A 22,263-nucleotide genomic window follows, 5' to 3' on the forward strand; every position below is an offset into this window, starting at 1 on the left:
CCCGGACTTACCCATGAAACGGACTAAAGTCCGAAGTACGGATGGAACAAACTCATTCTTTATGAAACTAGCCGCCACGCTCCTATCGGCTCTCTTTGCGCTATTTACCAACGCCTTTGCTCAGCCAGACAAGGCCCTGCTCTACGAAGTAACGGGCAAAAACCTGACGGCCCCCTCCTACCTCTACGGTACATTTCACCTGGTTTGCCCGGCCGATCTGGTGATAACTGACGCGATGAAAAAGGCTGTTACCGACACCAAGCAGTTGTATCTGGAGGTAGACATGGACGACCCATCTCTGCAAGCCACCATGATGCAGGGCCTGATGTTCACAAATGGCAAAACCATCAAGGATTACGTATCACCAGCCGATTACACATTGCTGGACACGTACCTGCAAAAAAATTCGGGCATGAGCCTGGCCGCACTCACAGCAATAAAGCCCATTGGCCTGTACTCGTTTCTAACCGTAAGCGCCCTGGGTTGCCAACCGGCTTCTTACGACATGACGCTGATGCAACTGGCCAGTAAGGACAAGAAAGAGGTATTGGGGCTAGAAACGATCCAGGACCAGATGGCCGTTTTCGAAAAAATTCCGATGGAAAAGCAGGTGGCCATGCTGGTCGAGATGGCGCGTAAGCCCGACGAGGCTAAACAGGAATTGGCAAACATGCTGGCTGCTTACAAAGCGCAGGACCTGGCTTTGATGATGAAGCAGATGAAAGACAGCAAATACGACGGCCTGGAGGATTTTGAAGCCGACCTGCTGGAGAAGCGCAATCAGAACTGGATTCCGGTCATCGAAAAAGCCGCTACTGCCAGACCCACCTTCTTCGCTTTCGGAGCTGGTCACCTCGGCGGCGACAAAGGCGTCATCGCCCTTTTACGTAAGCAAGGGTACAGCGTAAAGGCAGTACGCTAATTCTGGACCGGGATTTACTTGATTTGTAGGATTTATGGGAGTTACAGCTTCGGTTGTTCCTTAAGCAGAGCCTCCTGACAGGCTTACAAATCAAGTAAATCTCAGTTCAGGATCATTTCTTGAACACCAGTGCCTTCACCGGATCGATACGGTTAACGATGAGGGTGGGAATCCACAAGGCTACGGCGATGAGCGCTACAATGGCGAGGTTGACGAGGCCGATAACAGGCCAATCCCAGACGATGGGAACGTAGTTCATGTAGTAATTTTTGGCGTCGAGCGGGATGAGCTTATACTGGTATTGCAACCAGCAGAGACCCAGCCCAACGGCATTGCCGATAAGTAGGCCCCATACCACGATGTTCAGGCCCACGACCACGAACATGCGTCGGAGCAGCGAGTTGGGGCTGCCTAGGGCTTTGAGTAAGCCAATCATCGGGGTACGTTCCATCATCAGCACCAGCAGAACCGACCCCATATTGAAGCAGGCTACGAACAAAATCAGCGCAATAAATACGGCAGTGTTGCGATCGAGTAAGACCATCCAATCGAAAAGCATACCGTATTGATCGGTCACCTTGATAACCCGCATCTCGGGTGGCACCTGATTCCGCACGCTCACGAACGTTTGCTCGAGTTGGGCAAAGTCACGTACAAACACTTCGTAACTTCCTACCGAATCGGCACCCCAGTTGTTAAGGCGCTGAATAAGTCGCCGGTCGCCAATCACAAACGTTTTATCGCCTTCTTCTAGCCCCGTTTCGTAGATCCCTACCACCGTCATCTTGCGCGGTCGTAGTCCGGTTGCGCCTTCGCCAAGGCCTGTAAAATTCAGGATGGCCGACTGCCCTACGTCGAGCCGTAGCTGATTGGCAATAGTGCGGCTGATCAGTAGTTGCGTGGAATATCCATTGGTGGCGGCCGAATCAAAATTAGGCAGCTTACCCGCTACCAATGACTCGCCAAACAGTTTCCAGTCGTAGTCTACGCCAACGCCTTTCATCACCACCCCCGACAGGTCATCGCTGGTTTGCAGAATGCCCGCTTTAGTTGCTACCCCCTGCACATGTCGCACATCGGGTAATGCCTTGATTCGGGCAAAAGCGGGGTCGGCAATAGAGATGGGCGGCGCATCGTAGGAAACATTGCCGGAAAACTTTACGATCTGCACATGGGCACCAAACGCGAATATCTTTTGCTGTATGGTCCGCTTGAAGCCAAACAGAATGCCAAACGCCACAATCAACACGGCTAACCCAACGGCCACGCTGGCAATACCCACCCGCGTAACGGTGGCCGAAAAGCTGCCTAGCGGCGCATTACGCACCCGGCTGGCAAGAAAAACAGGGAGATTCAACTGGTAAAAAAAGTTTGAGGTTTGTTGTTTGGTGTTCGCCGTTGCACTGCTTCGGCCAGCTTTTCACCGACTAGCAACGCCACTACACGCACCAAACTACAAACCTCAAACTAAAAACTTAGATTCAACCGCGAATCTGCGGAAACTGCTCCACAATACGTTCAACCTGCTTAGCCAGATTCTGGCTGATTTTGGTTGGATCGCTCACGGCGTTCTGTACAGCACCACGCCAGATGAGGCGTTTGGTCCGTGAATCAACCATGTCGACTACTACGGTACCTGATTCATACTTTTCCTGAGTGTACTGTGGGCCACCGAAGCCATTCCAGCCTGGTCCCCAACCAGCATAACCCCAACGACCCCAACCGGCAAACGGACCATAAAAACCGTATGGGCCATTATTAGTCGTCACTGTGCGGGTCTTCTCTTCAACAAAAAAGTGATAACCTAGCAGCAGGTCTGGCCGACGAGTTACCTCTTTCAGTCCTTTCTTGGCCAGTTCAGCAGCAACCGTGTTTTCAACCTGCTCGGTGGCCAGTTGATTGTAGTAAACCGGGTTCTGCGATCCCTTCACGTCCGAATCCATCCAGGCGAAGGTGCGGTATTTCGAAAAATCGACGTTTGCCTTGTCTACCGCAACACGCGGCGCACAGGCGCTGAAGCCCACCACAACAGCGAGCAATAAGAGTGCATTTTTCATTAGTACGTTGAGTCTTGTTGTTTTATAGACTAACAATACTTTCACTGAAAAGGTTGGCAGACAGTGTAACAGAAGGCTATTAGCTAAAGCAGATGGCAACCAGCCCAAAAGCCTCATACACCTGCCACCACCGAAGCCTCAAACGGGACTTGAAATTCATTATCGTTTGCTCTGGCTAGCAGTGGCGCGGCAACAAATCAAGAGTTTTTCGGAGCGGTCAATGGCGGTTTACTGAAACTTGCAATTCGTTCTTATCTGCTTAGCTGACGGCTTTTTTTACGTACTTCGCTATATGCAATTCCGCCTTCTTGTCGCTGCCCTTTTGGCAACCTTGTCAGCCACGGCCCAGACCTTACCAATTCTGCCGCAAAACCCGACTTCGCTTCACTGGTATCGGGTGCAAACGCCTCATTTTAACGTACTTTATCCCGAAGGGCTGGAGCAACCTGCACGGCGTACGGCACAACGTCTCGAGCAAGTCTACGAGCCCGTTAGTGCTGGGCTCGACCGGCGGCCACGGCCCTTATCGGTCATTTTGCAGAATCAGACCAGCGTTAGCAATGGGTTTGCCACGCTTTATCCACGACGAAGCGAGTTCTTCACCGCTCCACCACAAGACCCTTCCTTGCTGGGTACGTTGAACTGGCTCGACCTGCTGGCGGTACATGAATACCGGCACGTGGTGCAGTACGAAAAAGCCTTACAAGGTTATGGGCGAATTCTGTACACGCTGCTGGGTGCGCAGGGGCTTGGTTTTCCTTCGCAGATTGTTACGCCGGGCTGGTTTCTGGAAGGTGACGCCGTAGGTACCGAAACCATCCTGACCACTGGCGGTCGGGGGCGGCTCCCGGCCTTTGAACTGAATACCCGGACTAACCTGCTCACCCGTAAACCTTTCAGCTACGCCAAAGCGGTGGGTGGGTCGTTTCGCGACAACGTACCTAACCATTACGAGCTGGGTTACTTCCTGACTACCAAACTGAAGCGTACCTATGGCCCCGACGCCTGGAGCAAGTCGCTGAACCGGATCTACACCCAGTTTCCTTTTTACCCCTTCTCTTTTTCGAACGGGTTAAAACAGAGCACTAAATCGGCGGAAAATCCGAAAGGCACACGGGTCGATGATCTATACAACGAAACGGTGGCTGACCTGATCGACACCTGGACGAAAAAGCGGGAATCTCTGACCATCACCCCAGCGACAACGTACCCGGTTTCGGCCGAAAAAGCTGCCACACCCCGCCCCGTTTTTACCAATTACCGTAACCCGCAATACCTGACCGACAGCACCATTCTCTGCGTTAAGAGCGGCCTCGGCGACATCAGCCAACTGGTGTTGCTAACCCGCAACGGACAGGAAAAGCGCGTGTACACCCAGGGGCTTATCCTTGAAAGTCCGGACCTGCTGTCGGCCACTCCGCAAAAAGCCTGCTGGATCGAAAACCGGATTGACCCACGCTGGGGGCAACAGGTATTTGCCGAAATCAGGGTGCTTGATCTGGAAACGGATAAACTGACTCGCCTGACCCATCGCAGCCGCTACAAGACCGTTGCCATATCGCCCGACAACAGTAAGCTCATTGCCGTTCGTAATGAAACAAATGACCAGACCCAACTGGTGGTGCTCGACACCAAAACAGGCCGCGAACTAACGGTACTACCCAATCCGGCTAACAACCTGTACATTCATCCACGCTGGTTCAACAACGACGCCATCGTGACCGTGACGCTCTCCAGTGAAGGCAAAACCATTGAACTAATCGACACGCGAGACGGGCAGAAACGGGCGCTGCTGCCTGTCTCAAATTCGAACCTGAGCCATCCGCAGCCCTACACCAATGCCTTTATTCTATATAATTCCTCGCAGTCGGGCATCGATAATATTTATGCGGTAAACGTCGCTACGGGGCAGACGTCGCAGGTAACCTCACGGCCATTTGGCGCGTATCACGCCGCCATCTCGTCGGGCAGCGCAAGGGGACAGTGGATCGCCTTTCAGGATTTCGACACGCACGGATTCCGTGTTGCCGAAATGCCTCTCGACCCCGCTACCTGGCCACCTGTAGCCAAGCCCGGCGCGGCGCCTGACCAAACCACCCGCTATTTCGGACCGCTGCTCAAGGCTGGTCCGCAGACCATTCCCCCCATCGCCTCCGATTCGGTGGCTCCTTCGCCAGTATCGGCCCCCGAACGGTACCGCCGCCTGTCGCACCCGCTGAACATCTACAGTTGGGGACCTGCTTTTTCCTCGAATGGGCAAGCGCTGAACGTCGGTCTTCAGTCGCAGGATTTGCTGGGCACCACACAGCTTACGGCAGGTTATACCTACAATCAAAGCGAACAAGTAGGTGCTTTTGCGGCAAACCTGAGCTATCAGGGCCTTTACCCCGTGTTTGATCTGGGCTTCCAGGCTGGCAACCGACGTACCTCGTATTACCTCGACCGCGCAAATCCACTTGATAGCCTGCGCACCGATACGTGGCGGTATAATCAGGTATCGGCGGGTGTTCGGTTACCGTTCCAACTCACCCAATCGCGGTTCAACCAGAGCGCCAACCTGTCGGCTTATTACGGCTTTCTACAGGTCAACGGCTATGATTTACCGGGCCGACCATTCACCGAATCGGGGAACGGCTACCTGAACACAGCCACATACGGAGCCAATTACGCCCTTACCCTCCGCCAAAGTCGCCGCGATGTGGGCCCACGGATGGGTTTTGCCGTAAGCACGCAGGTACGTCATACACTCTTCGCCCAGCCGGGTGAACTCACTGGCATGCAGTGGGGATCGGCCCTGAACGTGTATCTGCCAGGTATTGGTAAGCACCATTTCATGCAGCTACGGGGGGCGTATCAGTACCAGTGGGGCACGCCAGACGCTCAAAAACTGTACCGCTTCCAGGCAAGCGTCCTGTACCCGCGTGGTGCGCCTTACATCCCGTTCGACGACCTGGTGGTCGTGGGCGGCGACTACCGGCTCCCCCTTGCCGACATGCACCTGTCGCTTACCCGGTTGCTCTATATTCAGCGCATAAAGGGTGGTATTTTCACCGATTACGCCCGGGGCAACAGCAAGCTGGTACAATATGACACACGGGGCGTTGCGCGCGCCCTTGTGCCCTTCAGTTCCTATGACTGGACCGTTGGGGCTGACCTTTCGTTTGTCTTTAATCCACTACGCCTCCGCACCCCACTGGAGTTGGGGCTGCGCACCACATACAGCATCCGGACCGGGTACTATCTGTTGCAGCCGCTGGTGCTGGATATTGGGTTTTAGTAGTTGACTCAGGTTGTCATCACTTCCAACTTCGACTCTGAGGACAAAAAGTCAACTAACTATTATTCAAACACTTAACTAAAAATCGATCACTTTTTATAGGCTATACGACGGCTGGCGGGCGCGATAAAACGTAGTGAATTCAAAAAAATTGTGTCTCAAAAAAAAGTGTAAATCGCTGCAACGATCGAAATAAGACCGTCGTAATCTGGGCTATAATCAACGCATTATACCAATGAAAACGACGTATTTTTTTAGCCTCATTGCCCTACTGGGCCTTACACTCTGGGGTTGCAACAACTCGCAGGTAGTTCCCGAAGACAGCACGATTTCGTCTGCCCGATTGGGTGGCGACACCACCGGTTTCCACTGCCGTAAGAACATCACCAAGATCGCCGTAACCGAGTTACCCGCCGCGATTACGTCGGTCATCAGCGCATCGTATGCCGGTGCTACCATCGACTATGCTGCGAAAGATGACGCGGGGAATTTCCTGGTGGCCATTACGCAGAACTCGGCCCGCACCACACTGCTCTTCAACGCCGATGGTACGTTCAACAAAGAACTGGCCTTACGCGATGGTCCGGGAGGTAAAGGCCCCGGCGGACATGGTCCCGGTGGATTTGGACGTGGTCGCGATAGCCTGGCTCAGGTAGCCGTAGCCGATCTGCCCGCCGCAATTACGTCGTACATCACGGCGAATTATGCGGGGTCAACGATCAACGTAGCGGGCAAAGACGCCACACGGGGGTACATTGTCATGGTTACGCTGGCTGACGGCACAACCCGTAAGGCGCTGCTGTTCAACGTAGATGGTACATTTGCGCAGGAAGTAGTCCGCGGTCTGAAAGGTAATTACAGCGTGGTGGATGCCGCTACTCTACCCGCCGCCATCACTAGCTACATTACGACCAACTACGCCGGGTCAACAATTAAACTGGCGGGCAAAAACCCAACAGGCCAGTTTAAAGTGATTATCCAGCAAAGTAGTGGCCAGATTGCCGAACTGACTTTCGCTGCCGATGGCACATTTATTCAGGTTCGGAAAGGCCGGAAGTAACGAAATGGAGTAAACAAGGCCTGGTTAGACGCAACGGCAGACCGCCGGGGTGTTTAACCAAGCCTTAGTGCGTTACCAAGAGTCGCCGGGCCAGGCGTTGGCCGTCGGCTTGCAGCACCACATAATACACGCCGTTGGGCAACGCATTGGTGTTGTAGAAAATGTGATACGAACCGGCTTCCTGTTGCTGATCAGGCAATTGAGTGACCACCCGGCCCGATGCATCGCGAATGAGCAGCGTCACGTTGCTGTCCGTTGGCAGCTCATACTCGATCTGCACCCGGTTCGACACGGGATTGGGCGATAAACGCAAATCAAGACGGCTCATGACCGGCTCGGTAGCCAGCAGTGGATCGGCGGTAACCAGGTTCGTTGCCGGACTTTCGGCATGCAACCGTGTCAGAGCCGTAACGAAGTAACGCACCACCTGCCCCGCAGGTACGTTGTTGTCCGTGAAAGCCGTGGTGTCGTTGACCGTTATCGCCCGAATCGCTGTAGCATCTTCTGTCGACGCAGCCTGTCCGTTGTTGAAGCGGTAAATCACGTATTGCCAAACACGTTCCAGTTCGCCGGAGCCGGTCGTCGGTTTTTGCCAGCGAAGCTGAACGGTGTTTCCCAGCCGCTGGGCGATCAGCTGCGTTGGCGCCGGCGGTACCGTACCCAATTTCCAGGGCATGGCGGGTTGCAGGGCTGGCCGACCGTAGAATGCCGTTGTCTGGAGACTATCGCGCAGGCCGAGGGGATTTCTGTTCAGGGTCGTGGTATTGTAGAAAATACTGCCCTGCACACCCACCGTCCGGCGGTTGAGCCGAAGTTGCGCGGGCATATGCCCCGGTTGATTCCAGGTAGCATTTTCGGTAGGCACGCCCACCCGGTACGCCGCCTGCCCAATGTACAAATGCCGATTGATTCCCGCCGTCGACGGACTTCCCTGCACTACGGCCGACCACCACGGCACCAGCACGTCGTAGTTGGCCGCGGCCAGTCCGATGTTCCAGTACAGTTGCGGGGCAATGTAATCGAGCCAGCCCGCCTGCACCCATAGCCGCGCATCAGCATAAATGTCCGAATAACTCTGCAGTCCGCTGGTGGCCGAGCCAAGTGGTTGCGCTGTGCTTTTATTCTGCCAGATGCCAAACGGTGAGATGCCGAACTTCACCCAGGGTTTCACCGCCCGAAGGCTGTCAGCCACTTGCTTTACGAACAGATTGACGTTGTCACGCCGCCAGTCGGCCCGGCTGGTTATGCCCCGGTTCAGGGCCGTATAGGTCGAATCATCGTTGAACGATGGGCCGGAAGCAGGTGGGTACGGGTAGAAGTAATCGTCGAAATGAACGCCGTCGATGTCGTAGCGGCGAACCACATCCATGATTACGCTCGTGACATAGTTGCGCACAGCCGGCAGGCCGGGGTTCAGCACCCGCAACGTACCCTGCGCCAGCAACCACTCCGGATGTTTCCGCACCACATGGTTCGGATCAAGCTGGGCGATCTGAACGTTCGACACGGCCCGGTAGGGGTTGAACCAGGCGTGAAACTCCATACCCCGTTTACGGCACTCGGCCAGCATAAACGCCAGCGGATCGTACCCCGGCGATTGCCCCTGCTTACCCGACAGCACCTCGGCCCACGGTTCCAACGCACTTGGGTACAGGGCATCACATACGCTACGTACCTGCACTACTACGGCATTGAGCCCAGCCTGCTGGTGCTGATTGAGAATTGTGATCAACTCAGCCCGTTGCTGATCGGCCGTCAGCCCCGGCCGCGACGGCCAGTCGATATTCGATACCGTTGCAATCCAGGCCGCCCGAAACTCCCGCTTTGGTGGCGTTTGAGCGATGGAAAGCGTGGAAATAAGCAGGACAATCTGAAGAAAAATGAACAGGTAAAGAAAAGCAGCTTTCCGGAAAGGTATTTTCATACACGTTGAGAATGAATCCACATGGCTGATCAGCGTATTACGTCTGCGTGCTAATTTGCTTTGGCGAGTGAGCGATCAGCGGGTCAAATTTACCCGTACACTTCGCGGCGGGCGGCTTTAACGGTGTTTTGCATTAGTGAGCAGATTGTCATTAAGCCAACGCCTCCGGGAACGGGGGTGATGTAGCTGGTTTTGGGTGCTACCTCGTCAAATTTCACATCGCCTTTCAGAGCAAAGCCGCTTTTCTTGCTCGCGTCGGGTACCCGTTCGAGGCCCACGTCGATGACCACGGCACCGTCTTTCACCATATCGGCAGTAACGAATTCGGGCTTGCCGAGGGCAGCGATCAGGATATCGGCGGTCCGGCAGATTTCGGCCAGATTCTGTGTTTTCGAGTGGGTCAGCGTGACGGTGCAGTTACCGGGATAGCCGTTGCGCTGCATCAAAATGCTCATAGGCAGACCCACAATCTGGCTGCGGCCTACCACTACGCAATGTTTGCCGCTGGTTGGAATATCGTACCGTTTCAGCATTTCCAGAATACCCTGCGGTGTGGCCGATACATAGGCAGGCAGGCCTTTCGCCATGCGACCCACGTTGGTTGGGTGGAACCCGTCGACGTCTTTGGCGGGGTCGATCGCTTCCATCACCTTGTCGGGATCAACCTGCTTGGGTAGTGGCAATTGCACGATCAGGCCATCCATGTCGGGGTTCTTGTTGACACTATCAACGGCGGCGAGTAGCTCGGCTTCGGTCACGTCATCATCGAACCGGATCAGCGTCGAGTGCATACCGACTTCTTCGCAGCTTTTCATTTTGCTGGCCACGTAGGTTTCCGACCGTCCGGCGGTGCCGACAAGAATCGCCACGAGGTGCGGAATTTTACCGCCATTAGCCTTAATCTGTGCGACCTCAGCCGCTATTTCCTGCTTGATCTGCGCAGAAAGGAGTTTACCGTCTAAAAGAATCATGGGATGTTGTCTGCCGGTTGAAGCCGCAAAGGTCGCAAAGAATAGATCAGGTAACTCACATACCGCGGCCTTCAGTCAGCATTTGTTAGTAAAATGCTGACTGAAGGCCGCGGTATGTGAGTTCACACAATTCGTCCAGCATCAAGGCGAAGGGTATGGGTGATTGGGGCCGGCAATTCGTCGAGGTAATGCGTTACATAAATCAGCGTTTGATCCGGATTCACGGCGCAAAGCTGCTCAACGAGCGAACGGAACTGAGCCGTTTGTTCGGCGTCGAGGCCTTGCGTGGGTTCGTCGAGTACCAGTAATGGTGGATTTTTGATGAGCGCGCGAGCCAGCAGCACCCACCGCTGCTGCCCTACCGACAGGGCCGCCAAGGGTTGATCGCGCAGGTGATCGAGGCGGAGTTGCCGGAGTTGGGCTTCGATTTGGGTACGTTGCTCGGGCGTCAGTTTCCGAAACAACCCCATCGTGTCGAACAGGCCCGATGCCACCACATCCCACACCTTTATCTGGCGGGGGAAATACAGATGCAGTTCGGGCGAAACGAACCCGATTTTCGCTTTGATCGACCAGATGCTTTCGCCGGTACCGCGCTTCCGATCAAACAGGTCGAAATCATTGGCATAAGCCTGCGGATTGTCGGCCGTTATCAGGCTAAGTAACGTGCTTTTCCCGGAGCCATTGGCGCCCAGCAGCGCCCATTTTTCGCCCCGCTGCACTGTCCAGTCAATGCCGTGCAGCACCGTTTTATCACCGTACCGAATGGTCACGTTCCGCATCCGCACGGCGTAGGTAAAGGGCGGGGAGCTTGGGGCAAGGGGCACGGGGCTTGGAGTTTGGGGTAACTCCAAGCCCCGTGCCCCTTGCCCCAAGCTCCCCGCCCCAAGCACCAGCCGGTTGGTAATACACGCAGGTACGTCGCGCTCATCGACTACCATTACCAGAGACACCCCAGATTGCGCCACCCGGTTAATAATGGCGTGAAGCTGAGCACGGCTATCGGTATCGAGTCCTACAAACGGATTATCGAGCAGCAACACGCGGGGTCGTTTCAGCAGGGAACGTGCCAGCAGCGTCCGGCGGGTTTCGCCGTTAGACAGCGACGTTAGCCGCCGGTCGAGCAGGTACGTTATGTTGAGTTGCGTGGCAATATCGGCCATCCACGCTTCGCTGTAGGCGGGTGGCGGTACGGGAGCCGAAGCCAGGTCAATGGTGCCGGTGGGACGGACCTGCCCCTGCAAGACGTCGCGGACTGTTGGGGCCGTATCGACGGTTTGGGTATTGTAGCGTTGCTGGTAAAACTGAGCCGCACTGGCAATGCGCCAGTCGAACGAATAATCACGCGCAACCAGTTCGACCGTAGTTTTAAGTGGGCCAACCGGATGAAAGAGCTGACCACGCTGTAACGTCATCCGCCCCGCCAATACATCCAGCAACAGGCTTTTTCCCGAGCCCGACGGACCCATGATGGCCCAGTTTTCCCCGCCGGCAAGAGTAAAGTTGACGGGTGGGTACGTTGTATTTTTCGGATTGCGGAAGCTGGCGTTAATAAGTTGGATGAGCATGAGAAAGAAGTACGACGGAGCGATCCACAAACATCGGAACCTTCATCCATATTTTTCCTGCCATTCCTTTTTTTGACGTTTATACTCGGGGTCTTCGCGGGCTTCGAGGTATTTGGCGTAGAAAATCCGGGCCGATTCTGCTTTCACCGGGTCTTCTTCACTCCGCGGAAGCTGCGCCCGGCCATGCGCGCCCGACTGCCCTTTTTTATCATCAGGTACCGGGCCGTCATACTTCTTCCCGCCCTTATGGTTCGCATACCGCCGTGATCGGGTATAGCCCATCTGTAGAAACTTCCGGGCCATGTCCATGCCGATGAAATCGTTGTTAGCCTTGTAATCCAGAAAGAGCTGGTAAATTTTCTCTGACGATTCGCGGGCTACATCCGGGTCTTTGAATCGCCAAAACGGTAATATCTCAGCCTTGTATGGCATAGCCGTAAGAACCCCCATTTCACCTACACTGACCCGGTATTTTTCGGGTTCCTGCCGGAAGTCGATGTCGTAGTAGTTGGGTTTTGGGGTTGGCATGTCGTTGTGGTGGTCGTATCAATAACTTCATAACGTGGCTGACTCTGAACGGTTATCTCATCTGCGCGTGTGGTCCGCTCCGTATTATTTTTTTGCTTTCTGCATACTATCCAGGCCGCCTGTAGTTTGCAGTATAGCGACCAGGCCAGCTGGTGCCACAATGTACGCTGGCCCTCACCCATCATAAAGCCGCCACGGCTCTTTTAGCCGCTTACAGTATGCTACAGGAAACAAGCACAACGCCCCTGACCCGGGCTTTCCATCAGGTACGTGATCAGTCGGTGCGACTATGTGCAGGACTGGAAACCGAAGATTTTGTGGTGCAGCCCATGGCCGATGCCAGTCCACCGAAATGGCATCTGGGCCATACGACCTGGTTCTGGGAAACATTCGTTCTGATTCCGAACCTACCTGGCTACCAAGTCTTCAACAACCAGTTCAACTTCGTTTTCAACAGTTATTACGAAACCGTTGGCCGGCGTACGCTACGCACGATGCGGGGCAACCTGAGCCGCCCAACCGTAGCCGACGTGTACCGTTACCGCGACTATGTAGACGAGCACATGGCCCGTTTCCTGACCGACAATGAGCTGTCTGCCGAGTTGGAATCGTTGATCGTGCTGGGCTTCGAACACGAAAAGCAGCATCAGGAACTGCTGATTACCGACATCAAATATACGCTGGGCCATAATCCTCTTTTTCCGGCGCTTGACATCCCCGTTTTCGAGCACGAACCAGAGCAGTCAGGCAAGGCCATCGTGACGCCCGAAGGGATTTATACCATTGGTTATCAAGGCGATACCTTTTGCTTCGACAATGAATTGGGGGTACACAAGGTTTACCTCAACGACACCACGCTGGCGGGTAATCTGGTGACGAACGCGGAGTACCTGGCCTTCATGGAAGCGGGGGGATACAAACAGTTTCAGCACTGGCTGGCCGATGGCTGGGCCTGGGTGAATGCCAACAAGGCCGAAGCGCCGCTATACTGGCACCACACCGACGGAACCTGGCATCACTACACCTTCGCCGGTTTGGAGCCAATTAACCTGGATGCACCGGTCAGCCACGTCAATTTCTACGAGGCCGACGCCTATGCCCGCTGGCGGGGCATGCGTCTCCCGACAGAGTTTGAGTGGGAAACCGCCGCGTTACAGGGCAACCTGAACTGGGGACAACGCTGGGAGTGGACCTCATCGGCCTATCTACCTTATCCCGGTTTCAAAACGGTGCCAGGGGCGGTTGGTGAGTACAACGGCAAGTTCATGAGCGGCCAAATGGTGCTGCGGGGCGCCTCAGTAGCTACCCCGCCCGGCTCGTCAAGACCAACGTATCGTAACTTCTTCCAGCCCGATAAACAGTGGCAATACACCGGTATCCGGCTGGTGAATCTATAGTCACCCCCTTCGACAATATGCTTACAGACCATACCGAAACAACATCGCTGATCAGCACGGCCCTGGCCGCGGAGGTACGCACAGGATTGACCCAACAACCCAAACGGTTGTCATCGCGCTTTTTCTACGATGCCGAGGGAAGCAGGCTCTTCAGCGAGATCATGCACCTACCCGAGTACTACCTCACCCGCAGTGAGTACGAGATCATCGATAACTACAAAGATCAGTGGCTCAGCCTGTTCACCGCCGGTAACCGCCCGTTTGATCTGATTGAACTCGGCGCAGGTGATGGCCTGAAAACAAAAGTGCTGCTCACCCATTTTGTAGCCCAGAATGCCCGCTTCACCTACTCGCCGGTCGATATTTCGGACACAGCACTGGATGAACTAACGGAAGATCTGGCCCACAAACTTCCTTCGCTTGCCGTCACGCCCCAACATGGCGACTATACCGACGCGCTGGCTAGTATTGCGCAACGTACCTACACGGGCACGAACCCACCCCGGAAAGTTGTTCTTTTCCTGGGATCGAACATTGGAAATTTCACGCCTGATGATGCCGTAGCCTTCTACGCTCAATTGTCGGCCTCGTTGGCCCCCGGTGATCTGCTGCTGACGGGCTTCGACCTGCAAAAACATCCCGCCGTAATTCATGCCGCCTACAACGACCGGCAGGGCCTGACCAAAGCGTTCAACCTGAACCTGCTCCGCCGAATCAATCGCGAGCTCGACGCTGACTTCAATCTGGTCAACTTCGACCATTACGAGGTGTATGACCCCGAGCGGGGCGAAGCGCGTAGTTACCTGGTGAGCCAGACCAGGCAAACAGTCACTATCGGGGCATTGGACATGGCCATATCATTCGATTACGGCGAGATTATTCACACTGAAATCTCCCGGAAATTTACCCGCGAAGGCATCGATCAATTGGCCGAACAGACCGGATTCTCGCAATCGCACTGGTTCACCGACTGCCGCCATTACTTTGCCGATGTTGTGTATACAAAAAACTAACGGGCCGCTGAGTCACTTCCCGCGCCGCTACTCAACAGGGGTTGTTTCCCTGTAAACAGCTGAGGTTATGGCAAAGAATACATTGCTCTGGAGTGCAGTCGGTGTGGGCGCTCTTATGGCCGTCCGGGCCTTGCAACGCCGCAATCGGAAAATCGATTTTCGAGATAAAGTTGTGGTGATCACGGGTGGGTCGCGCGGGCTGGGGTTGGTACTGGCCCGGCAACTGGCGCGCGAAGGAGCTCGACTGGCGATCTGCTCCCGCACCCAGGAAACGCTCGACGCCGCGGCACTCGAGCTACGTGCTTATGGCGTTGACGTCTACATTCATCGCTGCGACCTGACCAACAAAGAGCAACTAATCAGCTTCTTTGACGCCGTAGGCCAACAACTCGGCCCCGTCGACGTGCTGATTAACAATGCGGGTGTAATCATGGCCGGGCCTTACGCCAACACGACCGACGATGATTTTCACGATTCGATGAATACCAACTTCTGGGCGGCTTATCACACCACCAATGCCGTATTGCCCGATATGCAGGCCCGACAGGCGGGACGGATCATCAACATTGCCTCATTTGGAGGTAAAGTAGCCATTCCGCACCTGCTGCCTTATTCGGCTAGCAAATTTGCACTCGTCGGTTATTCGGAGGGGCTACGTGCCGAAGTGGCCCGTGACAATATTTTCGTCACCACCATTTGCCCCGGCCTGATTCGCACGGGCAGCCCGCGGCAGGCGTTGGTTCGGGGACAGCATGAGAAAGAATATGCTTGGTTTAAGATCGGCGATTCGCTGCCCGGCTTATCGTTGAGCGCCGAAAAAGTAGCGTCTGAGATTATCGAAGCAGCCCGGTATGGCGAAGCGGAGCGCATTGTATCGTTGCCCGCCAAATTTGCCGGGGCCGTGCATGGGCTTTTTCCCGGCCTCACCACCGATGCCCTCGCCTTTATCAACGCATTACTTCCCGACCCATCGCCCGATGGCCAGAATAGCCTGCGCCGGGAGGGTAAAGATCTGGAAACACCGCTAACGCAAAGTGCGCTGACCACCCTTACCGAAGAAGCTGCCCAGCACAATAACGAATTGATCTAACGAAGTTCATTGTACCATCAGGACGACCGGTACATTTTGCGAATCGACGTAGTCCAGCACCTGCTTGATCTGGAGATCAGTCAGGGAGGCGAACGAAGTCATCTGAATTTTGCCGTTGTCGTTGAAAATCTTGACGGCATACACATCTCCGCTAGCAATTACGGCCGACGAATTACGAATCCATTTCTGCAACCAGGCTTCGCCCGGCGCCCGCAGACGGACGCCCGCGAGTCCAGGTCCCAGCAGCTTGTCAGAGCCAACGCTATGGCAAGCTGCGCAATTCCCCTCGAAAACAGCCTTACCCGCCAGTGCATCGGCTGAAAGTACCTTGGGCGCTGAGGTCGGCACTGGAGTACCACCGGCCGACGCTCCAACCTGCGCTACCAGTTGGTCACTCGCCGGCATGTGCCAGGCAAGTAAAATCATCATTAAAAACATAAGTGCCACAGTAACGGCCAGTCCATACAGGACCATGAGCAGCGTTCTAAGTTGGTTATAATCGAGCATCGGATGAGAGGTTTATAGCCTACAAGTACGCAAATGTAGGCGGCAACTTATAGCACAACCTGACAAAAATCAGCAAGCTATCCTCCTTTTTGGCCTGCCCGTGTAGCGCCTTGCCAGCAACTCGACTGACCGGTTTTGTGTTGTTGAGCAGACTCCGTAATACAGATCGCAAACAAGGCATGAAACCAACCGTTGATTTTTTACAGGCAACCCTCAAAGGCCAGTTCGAGTATGCATTGCTTCAGGAATTGGCGGAGGTTGGCCAGCACAAAGTTGCCCCGGTTGGCACGTACCTGATTCGGCCAGGCGAGTTCATCCGGTCAGTCCCCATCATCATCAGCGGCTCAGTCAAGATCATGCGGCCCGACCGTGATGGGCGCGAAGCCTTACTCTATTACCTGGGTGATCTGGACGCCTGTGCCATATCACTCACCTGTTGCATGGGTAGCAAGCCAAGCGAAGTTACAGCTGTTGTGGAAGAGGAAACCGAATTTATTGCCATACCTGTCGCTAACGTTGACAGTTGGATGTGTCAATATTCATCCTGGAAGCAGTTTGTTTTCCAGACGTACCAAAAACGGTTCGATAATTTGCTTGCGACCATTGATGAAGTGATTTTTCATAAGCTCGACGATCGCCTGACAACTTACCTACAGAAGAAAACACAAAGCTGTCAGTGTACGGTTTTGTCAATTACCCACGAAGAGATCGCGCAGGATTTGGCCACGTCCCGTGAGGTTATTTCCCGCTTGCTGAAACAGTTTGAGAAGGCAGGGCAGGTCAAGCTGATGCGCAATAAAATCACTGTGCTCACATAGCTTATTCCAAGATTGCCTATTGTAAGCTGTTGACAGACAGTGACGTGTGTGATTTTTATCACAGACTGAGGTAAAGAAACCTCGTTTCTTCGTAGAAAAAAGACCGTCATGATAAAGAATATGGGTTCACTTGACCGAGCAATTCGCGTCGTCATCGCTATCGGCCTCCTGGTTTTGTTCGCTACTGGCACTACGTCGGGCGTATGGGGCATCGCAAGTCTGGTAGTGGCTGGGGTGTTTCTACTGACCAGTCTGGTTGGTACTTGTCCATTGTACCTTCCCTTCGGTATTCATACAAATTCGCAGCAGAAAGTATCGTAGCACTGATTGGTTAGCTCTAACCGGCTTATTCCATACAGCTATAATTAGTTGCCACAACTATGACATGAGCACAATTAACAAGAAAAACGGGGGAGTTATGCGTATTATCCGGCTTGTAGCTGGCATTGGCATTATCTGGAGCGCATTTGCAGATCAGCAGCCATGGCTAGGCCTTGTTGGTGGATTTTTGCTGCTTCAAGTCGTTACCAATACAGGTTGCGGCGCAGTTGGTTGCGGTGTTTCCGTCTCGCGAAGATCCACACCCAATGAAGCCAGAAAGGTTGAGTATGACGAAGTACGCTGACTGGCTCAAAGCGACCGGTGTAGTGGCTGGCGCACTTGGCGGTTACCTGTATTGGCACAAGATCGGTTGCCTTACGGGCCACTGTCCCATTCAGTCACATTGGCAAACGATGTTGGCTTGGGGTAGTATAATGGGTTTCCTGCTTGTCGATTCAGGACTTGAACTGATACTAACCATCTATCGCCGTTATGGAAACGCAAAAAAGACAACCCTTCAGTGAGCTTATTCAGGGCGAAACGCCGGTGCTCGTCGATTTCTTCGCCGAGTGGTGTGGCCCCTGTAAAACGATGGCTCCCATTCTTAAAGAATTTGCTTCACGCATGGGTGATCGGGTACGTGTGCTAAAAATCGACATCGATAAAAGCCCTGCTGCGGCCAGCACGTACCGAATTCAGGGAGTACCCACGCTAATTCTCTTTAAAAGAGGCCAGATCGTTTGGCGGCAATCGGGAGTGGTATCGGCTAAGCAACTAGAGCAGGTGCTCATGCAGGCTGGTGCGTCTATGGCCTAAGTTTTGAACACAGATAGCCCAAATGCCTGGATCAGTTAGTGGTTTGTGCTGGGAAATGGTTAATTATGACTGTTAAAGCAACCATTCTAATTAACCATTTCCCAATTATGCTAACAGACGGTCACATTGACAGAAGTATTGGGGCGCTGCGCCGCATTTCAATGCTGCTTGCTGGCCTGTTCTGTACGGCTACCCTGGCTGGGTTATCAACTACCGGAGATAAGCCGCGCGGTAAAATGCTTGCCGCAGCCCGGCATTCAAGTTATAACGACCCGGCCCTCGTTCAATATGGTAAAGAGCTAGTCACCCATACGGCAACGTACCTGGGGCCGCGGGGAAAAGTAGCCCGCCTGTCGAACGGCATGAATTGCCAAAACTGCCATCTGGATGCTGGCACCAAATTCTGGGGAAATAACTACCGGGCTGTGGCGGCTACCTATCCTAAATTCCGCGAACGATCAGGCAGCGTTGAAAACGTAGTGAAGCGGGTAAATGATTGCATTGAGCGTAGCCTAAACGGAAAAGCCCTCGATAGCAACAGTCGGGAGATGAAAGCTTTCGTTGCTTACATTATCTCCGTGGGCCAGGATGTACCCAAAGGCGACCTGCCCAAAGGAACGGGTATCTGGCCCCTTCCCTACCTAGACCGGGCGGCCAGCCCTGCGCTGGGTAAGCGGCTTTACAAACAAAAATGCGTGACCTGCCACGGTGCTACCGGGCAGGGAGTCGTGGCTCCTGATGGTACTGAATATACGTACCCACCATTATGGGGATCCAAGAGTTACAATCAGGGGGCAGGCCTGTTCCGGATCTCGCGGCTGGCGGGGTACATTAAAACCAACATGCCGTTGGGTGCCAGTTGGGAAACGCCTCTACTAAGCAACGACGAGGCTTGGGATATTGCTGCCTACATTGAATCGATGCCCCGCCCGACTAAAGATTTACGGCACGACTGGCCAAACCTGGCTGGCAAACCCATCGATCATCCATTTGGCCCCTACACAGATCCATTTCCGGAGGAACAGCATAAGTACGGGCCGTTTGCCCCCATAAAAAAGTGGCAGGATCAGCACAAGGCCAGTCGATAGTCATTGGTTATGTACCAATTGTCACACAGGGGCGGTTTACGGCAGCCTAATTTTGTGACAGCTGGTTAATTATGCCGCTTGCTGGTCGTTTAGAGCGCCGCTTAGCGGCCACCAGGTATACCCTCATTTTCCAGCGCGTATGTACCAATTCCTGAACGGATTCGGTACACAACTGTTATGTATTATTAGGCACGTTGCCCGCGCCACCTGTTGCAGGCAATTACTGCGCTTCAAGACTGGGTTTGTACCTATTGCTTTATCTGACCAAATGGATTTTATTGACCTTATCCGTAAGCCTTGGCCCTGGTATGTGGCTGGGCCGCTGATTGGACTAACTGTACCAACTTTATTGCTGATCGGCAACAAATCATTCGGCATTTCTTCATCATTACGACACATCTGTGCGGCCTGCCTGCCGGCCCATATTCCGTTTTTCCACTACAACTGGCGGAAAGAAATCTGGAATTTACTTTTTGTACTGGGTACGTTGATTGGCGGCTTTGTGGCAACCTATTTTCTGGCAAATCCCTATGCCTTCCAGCTATCAGCCGCAACAATGGCCGACCTACAGGCGCTGGGCATCCGGGACTTCTCGGGATTGATGCCAGCAGACCTGTTCGCCACCGAAAACCTGTTCACCATTAAGGGACTGATCTTCTTCGTCTTTGGTGGCTTTCTGGTTGGCTTCGGCACACGCTGGGCTGGTGGTTGCACCTCGGGACATGCCATAATGGGTATCTCGAACCTACAGTGGCCGTCGGTAGTGGCAACCTGCTGCTTCATGATCGGTGGGTTTGCCATGACTTACCTGCTTTTACCGGTTATTCTGAAGTACGTTTAATTACCGCTCGTTATGCAACAGATTAATGAATTCCCCGATGTGCTGGCGTGCGATGCACCCAACGACATAAAAAAGCCCGAAACAGGTTTTGCCAATACGAAATACCTGGTTGTCGGCATCCTGTTTGGCATTGTCTTCGTAAAGGCCGAAATCATTTCGTGGTTTCGAATTCAGGAGATGTTCCGTCTGCAAAGTTTTCATATGTACGGGGTAATCGGCTCAGCTATTGTAGTTGGCATGACCTCAATCTGGCTGATCAAACGGTTCAATATTAAAACGCTGGCGGGCGAGACGGTAGAGTTTCACCCTAAAAAATTCCATAAAGGGCAGATCTACGGCGGGCTGCTTTTCGGACTGGGTTGGGCTATTACCGGTGCTTGCCCGGGTCCGCTATTCGCACAGATCGGTAGTGGGCACGTTGCCGTACTTGCGACCCTGCTAAGTGCCATTGCCGGTACCTGGGTATATGGGTTAGTTCGCGGTAGGTTACCACACTAAAACCTGATGATAATCAACTGCAGTTTGTAACATATATCACGGAACCAGCATAGCCAGACTACCACTTTTGACCTATCAATTTAACACCCGATTAGGTCATGAACATAGAACAAATTTATACCGGTTGTCTGGCTGAGGCCGCTTATTACATCGAATCAGAGGGCGAAGCAGCGATCATCGATCCACTCCGCGAAACAAAACCCTACCTGGAACGGGCCGCCAAAGACGGAGCCACGATCAAGTACGTTTTCGAGACGCATTTTCACGCCGACTTTGTATCGGGCCATCTGGATCTGGCGGCAAAAACAGGGGCAATCATTGTTTTCGGCCCTACGGCTCAGCCCGGCTATACGGCACATATTGCCGCAGACGGTGAAAGCTTCGCCATTGGTAAGCTAACGATCAAGGCCTTGCATACCCCTGGCCACACGATGGAGTCGACCACGTACCTGCTACTCGACGAGGCCGGTAAAGAAACAGCCATCTTTACCGGCGATACCCTCTTTGTCGGCGATGTGGGTCGCCCTGATCTAGCTGTAAAGACCGACCTCACGCGCGAAGACCTGGCGGGTTATCTCTACGATAGTCTGCATACTAAACTAATGGGGCTACCCGACGAGGTCATTATTTATCCCGGCCACGGTGCCGGATCGGCCTGCGGTAAAAACATGAGTAACGAAACGACGGATACCCTGGGTCATCAGAAACGGGTCAACTACGCACTACGCGCCCAAACCAAACAAGAGTTCATTCGGAAAGTAACCGTTGGTCTGGTGCCACCACCCCAATATTTCCCTAAAAATGCGGTAATAAATAAAATGGGGTACGGCAGTGTCGATGCGGCCATTCGTCAGGGAACACAGGCGCTATCGCCCGCTGCTTTTGAAGCGGCCGCCAACGAGGAAAATGCCCTGATTCTTGACGTTCGGCCTGGACAGACATTCGGGCATGGCTATATTCCAAACTCGATTAACATCGGGCTGGATGGTCAGTTTGCCGCTTGGGTCGGTACGCTTATATCTGATCTGAACCAACCCATTCTGCTCGTTACCCCCGAAGGCAACGAAGAAGAGGCTGTTTTACGACTGGCGCGTGTAGGGTACGATAACTGTATAGGCTATCTGAAAGGCGGCTTCGAGGCCTGGAAAGCCGACGGTCGGGAGATCGACCGTCTTCAGTCGATTTCTGCCGATGAGTTTGCCAGGTTAGCGACAGAAAACCCGGAGTCTCTTCTTCTCGATGTCCGCCGCAAAAGCGAGTTCGACTCAGAACACGTACTTAATGCGGTAAGCTTCCCGTTGGATTTCATTAACGAAAATATGGTACGCATCGACCGCACCAAGTCGTATTACGTGTATTGCGGCAGTGGATACCGCTCAATTATAGCCATCTCCATACTGCGGGCACGCGGTTTTACCAATCTGATTGACGTAGCAGGTGGCTTTGAAGCGATTAAGCAAACCGATAAGCTACAACTAACCGATTATGTGTGTCCAACAACGATGTTGTGATGATGTCACAGATGGTCATTGGGTAGTCATATGGTGTACGACGCATAACTACCCAA

The 22,263-nt window shown here is 53.7% G+C and carries 21 protein-coding genes; 14 read left to right on the forward strand and 7 right to left on the reverse strand.

The genetic code is table 11. The annotated features are described in order from the left end of the window. Positions 1-13: 13 nt before the first annotated feature. Positions 14-922, forward strand: a complete 909-nt coding sequence (locus tag F7231_RS09005; RefSeq protein ID WP_229369753.1) for a TraB/GumN family protein — start codon at positions 14-16, stop codon at positions 920-922. A 112-nt stretch (positions 923-1,034) separates the two neighbouring features. Here F7231_RS09005 and F7231_RS09010 read toward each other — a convergent pair whose 3' ends face one another. Together F7231_RS09010 and F7231_RS09015 are read right to left on the reverse strand one after the other, a co-directional pair. Further along, positions 1,035-2,279, reverse strand: coding sequence for an ABC transporter permease (locus F7231_RS09010; protein WP_166691678.1), 1,245 nt, complete (start codon positions 2,277-2,279; stop codon positions 1,035-1,037). 124 nt (positions 2,280-2,403) lie between these two features. Then, the gene (locus tag F7231_RS09015; protein ID WP_085410739.1) at positions 2,404-2,979 is read right to left on the reverse strand and encodes a DUF4136 domain-containing protein; all 576 of its coding nucleotides are present in this window, start codon (positions 2,977-2,979) and stop codon (positions 2,404-2,406) included. Positions 2,980-3,271: 292 nt separating this feature from the next. Here F7231_RS09015 and F7231_RS09020 point away from each other — a divergent pair, with 292 nt between their 5' ends. Together F7231_RS09020 and F7231_RS09025 are read left to right on the forward strand one after the other, a co-directional pair. After that, on the forward strand, positions 3,272-6,256 hold the full coding sequence (locus tag F7231_RS09020; RefSeq protein ID WP_166691679.1) for a TolB-like translocation protein: 2,985 nt from the start codon (positions 3,272-3,274) through the stop codon (positions 6,254-6,256). Positions 6,257-6,491: 235 nt separating this feature from the next. Then, entirely contained in the window at positions 6,492-7,316 is an 825-nt protein-coding gene (locus F7231_RS09025) for a PepSY-like domain-containing protein (RefSeq protein WP_166691680.1), read from the forward strand. A 64-nt stretch (positions 7,317-7,380) separates the two neighbouring features. Here F7231_RS09025 and F7231_RS09030 read toward each other — a convergent pair whose 3' ends face one another. The 4 genes from F7231_RS09030 to F7231_RS09045 form a co-directional block, all read right to left on the reverse strand. Continuing rightward, complete coding sequence (locus F7231_RS09030) at positions 7,381-9,240, reverse strand: family 10 glycosylhydrolase (protein ID WP_166691681.1); 1,860 nt, start codon at positions 9,238-9,240, stop codon at positions 7,381-7,383. An 89-nt stretch (positions 9,241-9,329) separates the two neighbouring features. Continuing rightward, on the reverse strand, positions 9,330-10,211 hold the full coding sequence (locus F7231_RS09035; protein ID WP_166691682.1) for a bifunctional 5,10-methylenetetrahydrofolate dehydrogenase/5,10-methenyltetrahydrofolate cyclohydrolase: 882 nt from the start codon (positions 10,209-10,211) through the stop codon (positions 9,330-9,332). A gap of 122 nt (positions 10,212-10,333) precedes the next feature. Then, a complete protein-coding gene (locus F7231_RS09040; protein WP_166691683.1) occupies positions 10,334-11,779 on the reverse strand; it encodes an ATP-binding cassette domain-containing protein in 1,446 nt (481 codons plus the stop codon). A 42-nt stretch (positions 11,780-11,821) separates the two neighbouring features. Continuing rightward, positions 11,822-12,307: a DUF4385 domain-containing protein gene (locus F7231_RS09045; protein ID WP_085410744.1), complete on the reverse strand. Its 486-nt coding sequence runs from the start codon at positions 12,305-12,307 to the stop codon at positions 11,822-11,824. A 218-nt stretch (positions 12,308-12,525) separates the two neighbouring features. Between F7231_RS09045 and egtB the strand changes: the two genes are divergently transcribed. From egtB to F7231_RS09060, 3 genes are all read left to right on the forward strand, one after another. Continuing rightward, on the forward strand, positions 12,526-13,704 hold the full coding sequence (egtB, locus tag F7231_RS09050; protein WP_166691684.1) for an ergothioneine biosynthesis protein EgtB: 1,179 nt from the start codon (positions 12,526-12,528) through the stop codon (positions 13,702-13,704). Between the two features lie 17 nt (positions 13,705-13,721). Then, positions 13,722-14,717 carry an L-histidine N(alpha)-methyltransferase gene (gene egtD, locus F7231_RS09055; protein ID WP_166691685.1) on the forward strand — a complete coding sequence of 332 codons (996 nt, stop codon included), beginning with the start codon at positions 13,722-13,724 and terminating at the stop codon, positions 14,715-14,717. 67 nt (positions 14,718-14,784) lie between these two features. After that, complete coding sequence (locus tag F7231_RS09060; protein ID WP_229369756.1) at positions 14,785-15,807, forward strand: SDR family NAD(P)-dependent oxidoreductase; 1,023 nt, start codon at positions 14,785-14,787, stop codon at positions 15,805-15,807. 6 nt (positions 15,808-15,813) lie between these two features. Here F7231_RS09060 and F7231_RS09065 read toward each other — a convergent pair whose 3' ends face one another. Then, the gene (locus F7231_RS09065; RefSeq protein ID WP_229369758.1) at positions 15,814-16,314 is read right to left on the reverse strand and encodes a c-type cytochrome; all 501 of its coding nucleotides are present in this window, start codon (positions 16,312-16,314) and stop codon (positions 15,814-15,816) included. 179 nt (positions 16,315-16,493) lie between these two features. Here F7231_RS09065 and F7231_RS09070 point away from each other — a divergent pair, with 179 nt between their 5' ends. The 8 genes from F7231_RS09070 to F7231_RS09105 all read left to right on the forward strand — a co-directional run bounded on the left by F7231_RS09070 (position 16,494) and on the right by F7231_RS09105 (position 22,207). Further along, a complete protein-coding gene (locus F7231_RS09070) occupies positions 16,494-17,132 on the forward strand; it encodes a Crp/Fnr family transcriptional regulator (RefSeq protein ID WP_166691686.1) in 639 nt (212 codons plus the stop codon). A gap of 108 nt (positions 17,133-17,240) precedes the next feature. Then, positions 17,241-17,453 (forward strand): YgaP family membrane protein, encoded by a 213-nt coding sequence (locus tag F7231_RS09075; RefSeq protein ID WP_166691687.1) that lies wholly within the window; start codon positions 17,241-17,243, stop codon positions 17,451-17,453. Positions 17,454-17,740: 287 nt separating this feature from the next. Then, complete coding sequence (locus F7231_RS09080) at positions 17,741-17,977, forward strand: hypothetical protein (RefSeq protein WP_166691619.1); 237 nt, start codon at positions 17,741-17,743, stop codon at positions 17,975-17,977. Beyond that, positions 17,946-18,269, forward strand: a complete 324-nt coding sequence (trxA, locus tag F7231_RS09085) for a thioredoxin (RefSeq protein ID WP_085410751.1) — start codon at positions 17,946-17,948, stop codon at positions 18,267-18,269. The genes F7231_RS09080 and trxA overlap by 32 nt, the downstream gene beginning before the upstream one ends. Positions 18,270-18,376: 107 nt before the next feature. Beyond that, a complete protein-coding gene (locus tag F7231_RS09090; RefSeq protein ID WP_166691688.1) occupies positions 18,377-19,357 on the forward strand; it encodes a c-type cytochrome in 981 nt (326 codons plus the stop codon). A gap of 268 nt (positions 19,358-19,625) precedes the next feature. After that, positions 19,626-20,198 carry a YeeE/YedE family protein gene (locus F7231_RS09095; protein WP_166691689.1) on the forward strand — a complete coding sequence of 191 codons (573 nt, stop codon included), beginning with the start codon at positions 19,626-19,628 and terminating at the stop codon, positions 20,196-20,198. Between the two features lie 12 nt (positions 20,199-20,210). Further along, the gene (locus F7231_RS09100) at positions 20,211-20,696 is read left to right on the forward strand and encodes a YeeE/YedE family protein (RefSeq protein WP_166691690.1); all 486 of its coding nucleotides are present in this window, start codon (positions 20,211-20,213) and stop codon (positions 20,694-20,696) included. Between the two features lie 98 nt (positions 20,697-20,794). Further along, positions 20,795-22,207 (forward strand): MBL fold metallo-hydrolase, encoded by a 1,413-nt coding sequence (locus F7231_RS09105; RefSeq protein ID WP_166691691.1) that lies wholly within the window; start codon positions 20,795-20,797, stop codon positions 22,205-22,207. Positions 22,208-22,263 lie beyond the last annotated feature (56 nt).

This window comes from Fibrivirga algicola, from assembly GCF_011742925.1.
In the GTDB taxonomy this organism is placed as follows: domain Bacteria; phylum Bacteroidota; class Bacteroidia; order Cytophagales; family Spirosomataceae; genus Fibrella; species Fibrella algicola.